Raw genomic sequence first — 12,911 nt, forward strand, 5'->3', positions numbered from 1 at the left:
AAATATACTGATATGAAAAAAATACTTGTTTTATTTTTACTTGTTTCTTTTATTGTTAAAGCCCAAGTTTATGAAGTTTTAGTTGAAACAAAACACAAAATTGATTACACTGAAAAAGGTTTAGAATTTTTTAAAAATATTCAAGATCCTGAACAACGAAAATGGAATATTGAGCAAAATTCAAATCCACCAGCTTTAGATTTCAAAATTTATTCTTCGAAAACTGAACAAAACACATTCGAACAAGAAAAAATAAACAATGAACAAGAGTATAAAGGTTCAATTAAAAAATCTGTGCCAGGTTTAAGTTTTGGATACAGTTACACTTCTTTTTCTGAAAATGCAAATTATTTGCCAATTGATATTTATGGTAAAAAATATACTATAAAATCTGATTTAAAGAAGTTGGAATGGAACTTCACTTCTAAAACTAAAGATATATTAGGCTATAAGACGTATAAAGCAACAACAAAGTTCGATAAATTTGACTTAGAAATTTGGTTTACAAAAGATATTCCTTTCAATTTTATGCCAGCAAATATTCAACCTATTGATGGTTTTGTTTTGGAAATGAATTATTATATAGTGCATGAAGTAGGTAAGATAAATAATTTTGTTCGTGTACAATCTTTGAAAGAAATAGATAAATATAAATTCAAGAAAGCCTCTAATGCACCAATAATAACAGAAGAAGATAGTGAAAAATTATTCGAGGAAGCTAACAAAAAGCGCAACGAAATGTATAATAACAATAATGACGTAGACAAAAAATAATTACCCATGAAAAAACTAATTGCATTAATAATTTTAGTTTCAAGCTATGTGAATGCTCAGTTTTATGAAATAACATACGAAACTCAAGTTCAGACATATTATACTGAAAAAGGAATTAAAGTTTGGGAAGAATGGGTTGATAGTCCAAAAGAATTAGAAGATGTAATAGAGCTAAATCGCAATCCTCCGAAAGAACAATTCAAGTTTATTTACAACGAACAATTGAGTAAAGTTGTTTATCAACCAAAGGTTTCAAATAATCAATATCAAGAAGATATTATGGTGAAAAAATTACCATATAATATCAATGGCGATGTAATAAATAATTATCAAAGTAATCAATTTAGTTATGAAATGGATGTTTATGGCAAAAAATATTTAGTCAAAGATAATTTAATTGATATTGATTTAGTTGACACTGGAAATAAGAAAAAACTTATAGGATTTGATACTTTTGAAGCGATTGGTAAAAAAGATGATTTAGATATAATAATTTGGTATACAAAACAAATTCCTTACACTTATACTCCTGATATTTATTCAACAAAAAATGGTTTTATATTAGAATTACATTACAAAATGAAAAATGATGAAAGTGAAATGATAAATTCTTGGTTAGCAATCGATAAAAAAGAAATTAAGAAAGCTCCAAAAATTTCGGTTCCTACAAAAGGAAAAATTATTAAACTTGATGAAGTTGATAAAATTTGGGATGATGCAAATGAAGTATTTAATAATATGAATTCCGAAGGAGTTGATAAAAAATAATTAACATGAAAAAACTATTAATACTAATCATTCTCATTTCAAGTTTTGTGAATGCTCAATTTTATGAAATAGATTTTGAATTACGGATAAAGCTTTAGAAGCGATGAAGCAATATTATCCAGATCAAAAACAAAGAGACGAAGTTTTAGAAATGTCTAAAAATATTCCTTCGATTAATTATCAATTTTCCTATAATAAAACTCAAAGTCAATCAGTAAATATTCAAAAAATAGATAATTCTCAACAAGCACAAGGAGGCTCAATGGGAATTAGTCCAGATATAGGAGAAAAACCAATTTTTGATTACAAAGAGAAAGTTTTTTACAATGAAACAGATTTGTTTGTAAAGAAAATGATCATTTATGATTCGCTGAATTATATAAATTTTACTGATACTGGAAAAAGTAAAACTATTCTTGGAATCGAAACCAAAGAAGCAATCGGGAAATACAAAGATGTTGATGTTATTGCTTGGTATGCGCCTTTAATTCCTTAGTCATATTCGCCAGATAAATATTATGGTACAAAAGGTTTGATTTTAGAATTGCATTATAAATACACGAAAGATGATGTAGAAGTGATGATTTCATGGAATGCGACAAAGAAAAAAGAATTAAAAAAAGCACCAATTTTTACAATAAATAATAAGTTACAAAAGGTATCCTATTCAGAATTTATGAGAATGATTGAAGAGGATAATCAAAAACAGCGCGAATTACATAATCAAGGTGTAGATAGAAAATAAAATCATATAAATAATGAAATCAAACTTGCTTAACTTTAAGCAAGTTTTTTTGTGTATGAAAATTAAAGCGACATTACTCACAATAGGTGATGAAATTCTTATCGGACAAATTGTGGATACAAATTCGGCATTTATCGCCAAACAATTGAATACGATTGGGATTGAAGTGGAAGAAATTATTTCTGTTCAAGACGAAATGAATCATATTATTGAAGCTTTCGAACGAGGAATTTCTAAATCAGATATTGTAATTGTAACAGGAGGTTTAGGACCGACAAAAGATGATAAAACCAAAGCAGCTTTGTGTCAATTTTTAAATTGTGAATTAATTCAAGAACCTAAAATTTTAGAAAATATTGTTCAATTATTTGTTGCCAGAGGTTACTCAAAAGAGTTGAATAATCTTAATCAAGATCAAGCGTTAATTCCAAAAAAGTCTATATTTATTCAGAACAAATATGGAACAGCGCCATGTCTTTGGACAGAAATTGAGAATAAAATTATCATCAATTTACCAGGTGTTCCTTTTGAAATGAAAGGATTAATTCGTGACGAAATTATTCCAAAATTACAAGACCAATTTCAATCAGAAACTATTGTTCATCATGATATTTTGGTGAGTGGAATTCCAGAAAGTGATTTAGCAATTTTGTTAGAAGAATGGGAAAATAATTTGCCCGAATTTATTCATTTGGCGTATTTACCGAATCGAACTTCTATTGATTTACGATTTTCAGCGTTTGGAACAGATAAAGAATTTTTACAAAATGAAATTCAACATCAAATCAATCAATTCAAATTAATTGCAGGAGAATTTCTAGTTTCTGAAAATTCAGGAAATGCGCAGCAAATTTTGGGTGATATTTTAAAAGAAAAAGGATTGACAATTTCGACTGCCGAAAGTTGTACTGGAGGAAATATAGCAAGTTTGATCACGTCTGTTTCGGGAAGTTCTACTTATTATTTCGGAACAATTGTTTCGTACGACACTTCTGTAAAAGTAAATTTGCTAAATGTGAATCAATCTGACATTGATGAATTTACAGTAGTTTCGGAACAGATTGCTGAACAAATGGCAAAAGGTGTTCGAAATCAATTAAAAACGGATATTAGTATTTCTACAACTGGTGTCGCTGGTCCAAACAAAGGCGAAGATGGAAAAGAAGTTGGAACGGTTTGGATTTCTGTTACAAATGGTCATTCAACATTGAATAAAAAATATTTTTATCCCTATTTAGATCGAGAAGAATTCATTAAAATTGTTTCCAATAATGCGCTGAATTTAGCAATTCAGTTTGTGAGAGAGGAGTGTTAAAATAATGACTCTTGGGCAAACCAGAGTGATATGAAAAGATTATAAATAGAAATCAGAGTGATAGTGTATTTTTTAATGTCATATAATTTAGTGAAAAAATTTAAATATTTCCAAAAATATATTTAGTCTATTAAATTAATAGAGTTTATATTTGTCGCAAATTTTGTGTCAAATGTTAAAAAAGATTGCGAGCAATACATTATTTCGATTGCTTTTGGGTGTGATTGCCGGTTTGGTTTTAGGAAATTATCTGAACGAAAATACAATTCAAGTTGTTTTATCCTTAAAATATTTTACAGGGCAATTAATTTTCTTTTTGGTTCCGTTAATTGTGATTGGTTTTATCGTTTCTTCAATTACGAAATTAAGCGAAGGCTCTGCTAAAATAGTAGGTTTTTCATTATTAATTGCATATTTATCTTCAATAGGAGCGGGGTTATTTTCGATGATTGCAGGTTATCAAATCATTCCAAATTTATCTATTCCAACTTCAGTGGATTCGTTGCGAGAAGTTCCAAAAATTTTATTTCAATTAGATATTCCGCCAATTTTTTCGGTGATGACAGCGTTGGTTATTTCGTTGATGCTAGGAATGGGAATTTTGATTACAAAAGCGAAGGAATTAGAAAATATTTTTGATCAATTTAAAGACATTGTAATTCTTTTGGTAAATAAAGTTTTGATTCCAATTTTACCTTTTTTCATTGCTGCAAATTTTGCAATTTTGAGTTATGAAGGTTCTATTGAAAAACAATTACCAGTTTTCTTGAAAGTAATTTTAATCGTTATTATTGGTCATTTTATTTGGATGACATTAATGTATACAATCGCAGGGTTTTATCATAAAACAAATCCATTCAAACTACTAAAACATTATCCTCCTGTCTATTTAACGGCTGTTGGAACAATGTCTTCTGCTGCATCTTTGGGTATTGCTGTGAAAGCAGTTGACGATAGTAAAGTAATCAAACCAACGATTGCTAATTTTACGATTCCATTTTTCTCGAATACACATTTATGTGGTTCGGTTTTGACAGAAGTTTTCTTTGTGATGACGGTTTCGCAAGTCTTATATGGTCATATTCCAGATGTTGGAACAATGGTAACTTTTGTCTTGCTTTTAGGCGTTTTTGCTGTTGGTGCACCTGGAGTTCCGGGTGGAACAGTTGTCGCTTCGTTAGGATTAATTTCAAATGTTTTAGGATTTGATGAAGCTGGAGTCGCTTTAATCTTGACTATTTTCGCATTACAAGATAGTTTTGGGACGGCGTGTAATATTACAACTGATGGTGCATTGAGTATGATTGTAGATAAATATGCTGAAGAGAAATAATTTCAATTTATCTGTAAAGCAAAAAAAATCACTTCATTTCGAAGTGATTTTTTTATAAACTATTTTCTTCTTCCTCGATGAGGATTCTTTGGTTTTGTATCTTTTTTAGGTTTAAAACCAGTATTATTTTTCTTGAAATTATTATTGTTGCTATTCGCGTCAGGTAATTTATAAAACTCTTTTGGCGTTTTAATTACTGTTACATAATTACCAATTAATTTCTCAATATTTGCCAAATCTCCTCTTTCGTCAGCAGCACATAAAGAAATAGCTTTTCCTTCACGTCCTGCACGACCAGTACGTCCAATTCGGTGTACATAGGTTTCAGGAACATTCGGTAATTCGTAATTGATCACATAAGGTAATTGATCAATATCGATTCCACGAGCAGCAATATCAGTCGCAATTAATACTTTTAATTTTTCTTCTTTGAAATCATTTAAAGCACGTTGTCTAGCATTTTGAGATTTATCACCATGAATTGCAGCAGCTGGAATTCCTACTTTTTCCAAGTGTCTTACTAAACGATTTGCGCCGTGTTTTGTACGTGTAAAAATCAAGGTACGATCTTCTGGATGTTCATTTAAAATGCTAACCAAAAGTTTTACTTTCATGTCTTTGTCTACATGATAAACAAATTGCTCAACCGTTTCGGCAGTCGAAGAAACAGGTGTTACGCTGACTTCTTTTGGACGACGAAGAACTGAATGAGAAAATTTTCGAATGTTTTTTGGCATTGTTGCCGAAAAGAAAAGTGATTGTCTTTCTTTTGGAATGATTTCTAAAATCTTTTTGATTTCATGAACAAATCCCATATCCAACATACGATCGGCTTCATCTAAAACAAAAATCTCTATTTGATTAATTTTTAAATGTCCTTGACCAATCAAATCCAACAAACGACCAGGCGTTGCTATTAAAATATCAACACCATTTTTGATGGCTCCAATTTGTGGATTTTGATTAACACCTCCAAAAATCGCTAAATGTTTTAATGGTAAATTTTTACCATATAATTTGAAACTTTCGTTGATTTGAATGGCTAATTCACGTGTTGGCGTTAAAATTAATGTTCTAATTTTTCTTCCTTTACTCGGAGAATTTGTTAAGTTTTGTAGAATAGGAATTGCAAAAGATGCCGTTTTTCCTGTTCCTGTTTGTGCGCAACCAATAATATCATTTCCTTCTAAAACTAAAGGAATAGATTGCTCTTGAATTTCGGTTGGTTCTGTATATCCAGCTTCTTCAATTGCTTTTAAAATTGGTTCAATTATATTTAATTCTGAAAAATTCATTGATTAAAATCGTGTAAGTTTATATATAGAAATAGACAAGCACTTCCGTAGAAGTGCTTTATAATTAAAAATAAATCTATTCCATTTCTTTTGCGTTGCGATCAATTTTTTCATCAGGTTCTGTTGCATGAACAGAGTTTACTGAATAATTTCTCCAACGTTCTAAAATATCTATCATATCAGCAGGCATCGGAGATTCGAAATACATACGTTCTCCTGTTGTAGGATGATCAAATCCTAATGTGCGTGCGTGTAAGGCTTGGCGAGGACAAGCTGCAAAACAATTGTCAACAAACTGTTTGTATTTGTTGAATGTTGTTCCTTTCAAAATGCGATCTCCACCATAACGAGCATCATTGAATAATGGATGTCCCAAATGTTTGAAATGAGCACGAATTTGATGTGTACGACCTGTTTCTAATTTACATTCGACCAATGTAACGTAAGAAAAATTCTCCATTACTTTATAATGTGTCACAGCATGTTTACCTTGATCTCCTTCAGGAAAAACTGCCATTTGCATACGATCTTTTAAGTGTCGACCAATATGTCCTGTAATTGTTCCTTCTTGTTCTGCCAAAACTCCCCAAACCAAAGCATTGTATAAACGGTCTGTTGTGTGAGCTGCAAATTGTTCTGCTAAACTTGTCATCGCAACTTCTGTCTTCGCAATAACCAAAAGTCCGCTTGTGTCTTTATCGATACGGTGTACCAAACCAGGACGCTCCATTTGATCTGACATTGATGGTAAATTATCAAAATGAAACTTTAAGGCATTTACCAAAGTTCCTGTATAATTTCCATGTCCAGGGTGAACAACCATTCCAGGTTCTTTATCAATTACGACAACTTGATCGTCTTCGTAAATAATTTTGATCGGAATATCTTCTGCTATAACTTCATTCTCGCGTGGAGGAGTTTCTAACATAATCTGTATAAAATCTCCAGGCTTTACTTTATAATTCGATTTTACAGATTCATTGTTAACTAAAATGTTTCCGTTATCAGCTGCTTGTTGAATTTTATTTCTTGTTGCGTTCTCAATTCTAACCATTAAGAACTTATCTATACGCAATAACGATTGACCTTTGTCAACCGTTATTGAAAAATGTTCGTATAATTTATTGTCGTTTTCCTCTTGTAAGAAATCTTCTAAATCTTCTGTCATTTATTCTCTTTCTATTCTATAATAATCTCTTCTGGAGCTTTAGGCGTTTCTGTAGGCTTTGGTTGCTCTGTTGTTGGATTATTTTGTTGTTGCTGTTGCATATCTTTGATTTGCTTTTCAGCTTTTTGTGTTATAATATCTCTGTATTGAGTACCGCTAATAGTATCTTCGCCAAAATTTTTGTACTGAATATCTAGTTCTCTTAGCTGTGTCCTAATTTTTTCTCGAGGTTCTGTTGATAACCAAATATCAATTGGCTGACCTTGATCATATGTATCTGTTGCAAAAGGAAATTGATAAACTACTCTTGCATTGATTGTATCATGAGAAGCTCCAATAAATTTGATTTGACCAATCTCGAAGAAATTATCTTTAATTGATTTTTTAGCTTCTGTCAATGTTAAATTAACCAAATTAGGCATTCTAACACCAGATAACATTCCACGTCCTAATACCAAATCAACTGTTGCAAAACGAGGTAATTGTTCGCCTGCTTTTACAATTTTTCCGTTGTATAATATTTTAAGAACTGCATCTTTTGCTAAATCTGGTTCGTAAATGATTTTTCCAATTTTAAGACCAGAAATTTCTAATTGTGTAAACGCCAAACGTTTTGATTTTCCAATTAAATCTGGTAATTCAACTGGACGATAAGTTTTCGGATTTGATTTAATAAAGATACGACGACCTTCTTTTACACGCGATTCTGCTGCTGGATAAAAATCCATAATTGCAAAAGGTTTCGTATTTGGATCAAAACGAGAACTATCTACTTCGTATGTCAAACCAAGTTCTTCTAACTTAGCTGTAGCATCAGTAATATTCATTTTTGATAAATCCGGAACTTCAACAAATTCATTGTGATTTGTATACGAATCTAACCAAACGTTAAAAATAAAATGGTAAAGCCCAAATGATAGCGCTATTACAATAGCTACATTCAGCAAAACTTGAATGATTGATTTAACTCCTTTCATTGAAATGATAAATTGTCGCACAAATATAGTTTAAAAATAATATTTATGATTGATGTCAAAGTTCTATATTTGAATAAATTTTAAATTAAACATGTTAAGAGTAGCAGTTGTAGCAGGTGGATATACGGATGAAAGCGTGATTTCGTTGAAAAGTTGCGAGTTAATTTACTCAAGTCTAAATCCAGAAAAGTACGACAGAACAAGGGTTCGAATCTTAAAAGAAGGTTGGTTTGCCGAAATTGAAGGCGAAAAATACCCAATCAATAAAGGTGATTTTTCATTTGAAAAAAATGGAGAAAAAATTACGTTTGATGTCGTCTTTAATACAATTCATGGTACGCCAGGAGAAGATGGTTATTTGCAAGCGTACTTTGAAATGATTGGTTTACCATATAATGGATGTCCTTTTTATCAATCTGCCTTAACATTTAATAAAAAAGATTGTATTGCAGTATTGAGTAAATATGGAATTCCACATGCGAAATCAATTTATATTAATCAAGGTGATCAATATTCTGCAAAAGAAATTATCGATCAAGTAGGTTTACCTTGTTTCGTGAAACCAAATCGTTCAGGATCTAGTTTAGGAATTTCGAAAGTTCATAAAGAAGATGAATTTGAAGCTGCAATGCAAAAAGCTTTTCTTGAAGATAAAGAAGTTTTGATCGAATCTTTCTTAGATGGAACTGAGATATCGGTCGGAGTTTTAAATTACAAAGGAGAAACAATGGTGTTGGGAATTACAGAAATTGTTTCGCACACAGAATTTTTTGATTATGATGCAAAATATAATGGTTTGTCTGACGAAATTACACCAGCTCGTTTAACACCAGAAGTTGAAGCAAGAGTAAGAGAAATTGCGGCTAAAGCATATAAATGTATTAATATGTCTGGTTTTTCGCGTTCAGAATATATTATTGTAAACGGAGAGCCGCATTTTATTGAAATGAATACGTTGCCAGGTTTTTCTCCTGCAAGTATTTTTCCTCAGCAAGCTGCTCATGCAGGAATTGCTTTGGAAGATTTGATGGATAGTGAAATAGAATTTGCTTTAAATAGACCTTCAGCATGGATAGAATAGCCGTTTTTCCTGGATCTTTTGATCCAATTACTTTAGGGCATTTAGATATTATAGAGCGTGCAGTTCCTTTATTTGACAAGATTATTGTTGCAATTGGAACAAATTCATCGAAGAATTATATGTTCTCTTTGGAGCAAAGAATTAAGTTTATTGAAGATTCGGTTGCGAAATTCGAAAATGTAGAAGTAATGGCTTACAAAGGTCTGACTGTCGATTTTTGTGATGAAGTAAATGCACAATTTATTTTACGAGGACTTCGTAATCCAGCCGATTTCGAATTTGAGAAAGCGATTGCGCACACAAACCGAGCAATTACCAATCATAATATCGAAACAATCTTTTTATTAACATCTTCTGGTAAAGCTTACATCAGTTCAAGTATTGTTCGCGATGTTATGCGAAACGGAGGGAAGTATGAGATATTAGTTCCAGATGTTGTGAGGATTTAAGAAGATTTTTTCTGTTAAATATTAAAAGAGTAGATAATTTATCTACTTTTTTTTTGTGCTATAAAATTTGAAAAGCAATATATTTACAACAATTAACACAAAATAAATATGAAGAAATTAATTTTACTATTAATTGCGTTCGTATTTAGTACGCTTACTTTTGGTCAAGAAAGGCCGATTGCTAAAAAAGTAGAGCAAGCTAAATTAACGAGTCGCAGTTTCAAATCGTATGATGTATTCAGCGATGTAATTCAACAAAAAGGGAATCAATTTGCAGACTTTGCAAAAGGAGTTTCTGTTTTTAATTTAGAAAAAGCGGAATTAACTAAATTATATCAATCAAAACCAACTTCTTTAACATTAGATGTTCCGTTTGAAGGTCGTCAAATTAGTTTAGAATTAGTAAAGAATGATGCATTGTTTACGGATAATTTTAAAGCAGTCGATCAAAATAATAAATTAATTAATTTCAAACCAGGATTGTATTATCAAGGAATTATCCAAGGCGATAGAACGTCTGTTGTTGCAATTTCTATTTTCGAAGATCAAGTGATTGGTGTTGCTTCATCTACTGCTCTAGGAGATGTGGTTATTGGTAAATTACAAAATTCTGAAGAATATGTAACGTATTCTTCATATAATGTAGAAGCTAAAAGTAACGTAAAGTGTGCTTTAGATCAATTAGAAGAAAATAAAAATTATAAACCTAATTATGATCCAAAAATCTTAAAAAAGACAACGAATGAAATGACAGAAAAATGTGTTCGTGTTTATTATGAGATTGCTTATGCCCCTTATAAGCAGAATGGTTTAGATGAAACAAAAACTTTGAATTGGTTGACTGCTATTCATAATAATATAGCTACACTTTATACAAATGATTACATCAGAACTTCTTTATCTAAAGTGATGATTTGGAAAGAACAAGATCCATATACAGGTAATTATAGTGCTCAGTTAAATAAATTTAGAACAACAAGAACTGAATTTGATGGAGATTTAGCGCATTTAGTAAATTATCCATCTACTACTTCTGTTGCTTACCTAAATTCGATGTGTAATAATGAATATCATTTTGCTTATTCAGGAATTAACATGACTTATAATAATGTGCCTGTTTATTCTTGGACAATTATGGCGATGACACATGAAATGGGGCACGCATTAGGTTCGCCTCATACACATGCATGTTCATGGAATGGAGATGGTACAGCTATAGATGGTTGCGCGCCTACAGCTAATCCAGATTTAGCAGAAGGTACTTGTCCTACAGGACCAATACCTTATGCTGATAAAGGTACAATTATGAGTTATTGTCATTTAATAGGAGGAGTTGGTATTAATTTCTCAAATGGTTTTGGAGAACAACCAGGGAATTTAATTCGTGCTACTGTTGACGGTAAAATTTGTTTAAGTACAGATTGTAGTATGACTTGTCAACAAACAATAAAATCTGTAACAGGTTCTCTTGAAGGACAAAATATTACATATACGTTAAATGATGATGTAGGAACTGTTTGGATTTATATGTTTCAGAAAATTGGTGATACAGAAGCTCAATGGAAAGAAACGACATCAAAAATATTAAAGTTTGAAAATTTAGATCGAAATGCATACTACAGAATTGAAGTAGCAAATAAATGTACAGCAACATCTAATTCTTCTTCTGTAACATCAATTATTGAAATTCCTGGAGATTATTGTAATGGAGATATTTATTATGATTCTGGTGGAGCAAATGGAAACTATTCGCCTAATGAGAATTTTATAAAAGTATTTAAACCTCTTGTTGCGGGCGAAAAAGTGTCAATCACTTTTACAGAATTTGATGTAGAACCTGCTGATGAAAATGGAGTTTATGATTATATGAATGTTTATAATGGAACATCTAGTAATGCTTCAAAATTATTTGAAAATGGAAAAGAATTAAACGGAAATAAAATTCCTGGACCATTCGTTTCTACGGATGATTCTGGAGCAATTACTATTCGTTTTAGATCAGATGGTGGATTAGAATTAAGAGGATGGGCAGCACAAATTAATTGTAATTCTTTAGGATTAAAAGACTTAAATAAAGTTGAATTTAATATTTACCCTAATCCTACTACTGATTTTGTTACACTATCAAGTAAAGAAAAAATTGTTAGCTATCAAGTTTTTGATATGTCAGGTAGATTGTTAGTAGAAACAAATAAGATAGATAAAAAAGAATCAAAAATAGATTTATCTAAATATCCAAAAGGAGTATATTTATTAAATATAAAAACAGATAAAAAATCTTATTCGCAAAAAGTGACTAAGAAATAAGCTGTACTAATTTTTTTAAGTTTTAAGAGGTTGTTAATTTATTAACAACCTCTTTTTATAAATCTAAACTTAATTGATCTGGTAATAATTTAAATGTCATCCTATGATAAGGAGTAGCTCCATATTCTTTTATCGCTAAACGATGAGCTTTGGTAGGATAACCTTTATTTTTTTTCCAATCGTACATTGGAAATTCTTCATGGATTTTTTCCATATATTCATCACGATACGTTTTTGCTAAAATAGATGCTGCCGCAATATTCATATATTTTGAATCACCTTTTATAATACATTTGTGTGGGACATCATGATATTTATTAAAACGATTTCCATCAACAACAATCAAATCTTTCGGACAATCTAATTGATCTATTGCTCGATGCATAGCCAAAAAACTAGCGTTTAAGATATTTATTTCGTCAATTTCATTTGGCCAAACAATTCCAATTGCCCAATATTTAGCATTTTCTTCTATAAATGTTCTCAACGAATTTCTTTTCTTTTCAGATAATTGTTTTGAATCATTAATAATTTCATTTTCAAAATCATTTCCCAAAATAACGGCTGCTGCTACAACCGGACCACTTAAACATCCTCTTCCTGCTTCATCGCAACCTATTTCATATTCGAGATTTGATAAAACTTTATACAATTTTTTATTTTTTTAACAAAGTTATCAAAATTTAGCATAAAAAAGTT

General features: G+C 30.7%; 13 protein-coding genes. 9 read left to right on the top strand and 4 right to left on the bottom strand.

What is annotated here, in order from left to right; translation table 11 throughout:
* The 6 genes from B4E95_RS10115 to B4E95_RS10140 form a co-directional block, all read left to right on the top strand.
* Positions 1–774: GLPGLI family protein (locus tag B4E95_RS10115; protein ID WP_291091406.1), on the top strand; the 774-nt coding region annotated here is incomplete at its 5' end.
* Positions 775–780: 6 nt separating this feature from the next.
* Positions 781–1,542 carry a GLPGLI family protein gene (locus tag B4E95_RS10120; protein WP_291064590.1) on the top strand — a complete coding sequence of 254 codons (762 nt, stop codon included), beginning with the start codon at positions 781–783 and terminating at the stop codon, positions 1,540–1,542.
* A gap of 103 nt (positions 1,543–1,645) precedes the next feature.
* Positions 1,646–2,038, top strand: coding sequence for a hypothetical protein (locus tag B4E95_RS10125; RefSeq protein ID WP_291091407.1), 393 nt, complete (start codon positions 1,646–1,648; stop codon positions 2,036–2,038).
* A 36-nt stretch (positions 2,039–2,074) separates the two neighbouring features.
* A complete protein-coding gene (locus B4E95_RS10130; RefSeq protein ID WP_115001551.1) occupies positions 2,075–2,287 on the top strand; it encodes a hypothetical protein in 213 nt (70 codons plus the stop codon).
* Positions 2,288–2,342: 55 nt separating this feature from the next.
* Positions 2,343–3,602, top strand: a complete 1,260-nt coding sequence (locus tag B4E95_RS10135; protein ID WP_291091408.1) for a CinA family nicotinamide mononucleotide deamidase-related protein — start codon at positions 2,343–2,345, stop codon at positions 3,600–3,602.
* 172 nt (positions 3,603–3,774) lie between these two features.
* Positions 3,775–4,935, top strand: a complete 1,161-nt coding sequence (locus B4E95_RS10140; protein ID WP_291091409.1) for a dicarboxylate/amino acid:cation symporter — start codon at positions 3,775–3,777, stop codon at positions 4,933–4,935.
* Between the two features lie 59 nt (positions 4,936–4,994).
* Here B4E95_RS10140 and B4E95_RS10145 read toward each other — a convergent pair whose 3' ends face one another.
* From B4E95_RS10145 to B4E95_RS10155, 3 genes are all read right to left on the bottom strand, one after another.
* Positions 4,995–6,230, bottom strand: coding sequence for a DEAD/DEAH box helicase (locus B4E95_RS10145; protein WP_291062410.1), 1,236 nt, complete (start codon positions 6,228–6,230; stop codon positions 4,995–4,997).
* A 76-nt stretch (positions 6,231–6,306) separates the two neighbouring features.
* Positions 6,307–7,398, bottom strand: a complete 1,092-nt coding sequence (locus B4E95_RS10150; protein WP_291052048.1) for an RluA family pseudouridine synthase — start codon at positions 7,396–7,398, stop codon at positions 6,307–6,309.
* Positions 7,399–7,409: 11 nt separating this feature from the next.
* The gene (locus tag B4E95_RS10155; protein ID WP_291091410.1) at positions 7,410–8,375 is read right to left on the bottom strand and encodes a PASTA domain-containing protein; all 966 of its coding nucleotides are present in this window, start codon (positions 8,373–8,375) and stop codon (positions 7,410–7,412) included.
* A gap of 91 nt (positions 8,376–8,466) precedes the next feature.
* Between B4E95_RS10155 and B4E95_RS10160 the strand changes: the two genes are divergently transcribed.
* The 3 genes from B4E95_RS10160 to B4E95_RS10170 all read left to right on the top strand — a co-directional run bounded on the left by B4E95_RS10160 (position 8,467) and on the right by B4E95_RS10170 (position 12,212).
* On the top strand, positions 8,467–9,456 hold the full coding sequence (locus B4E95_RS10160; protein WP_291060529.1) for a D-alanine--D-alanine ligase: 990 nt from the start codon (positions 8,467–8,469) through the stop codon (positions 9,454–9,456).
* Complete coding sequence (gene coaD / locus B4E95_RS10165; RefSeq protein ID WP_115001540.1) at positions 9,444–9,905, top strand: pantetheine-phosphate adenylyltransferase; 462 nt, start codon at positions 9,444–9,446, stop codon at positions 9,903–9,905. Before B4E95_RS10160 ends, coaD begins: the two co-directional genes overlap by 13 nt.
* Before the next feature lie 108 nt (positions 9,906–10,013).
* Positions 10,014–12,212, top strand: coding sequence for a T9SS type A sorting domain-containing protein (locus B4E95_RS10170; protein WP_291091411.1), 2,199 nt, complete (start codon positions 10,014–10,016; stop codon positions 12,210–12,212).
* 55 nt (positions 12,213–12,267) lie between these two features.
* On the opposite strand, the gene B4E95_RS10175 is transcribed toward B4E95_RS10170, so the two are convergent.
* Entirely contained in the window at positions 12,268–12,864 is a 597-nt protein-coding gene (locus B4E95_RS10175; RefSeq protein ID WP_291091412.1) for a ribonuclease HII, read from the bottom strand.
* Between the last annotated feature and the right edge of the window lie 47 nt (positions 12,865–12,911).

It is taken from the genome of Empedobacter sp. UBA7494 (genome assembly GCF_002478465.1).
GTDB classification, from domain to species: Bacteria; Bacteroidota; Bacteroidia; order Flavobacteriales; family Weeksellaceae; genus Empedobacter; species Empedobacter falsenii_B.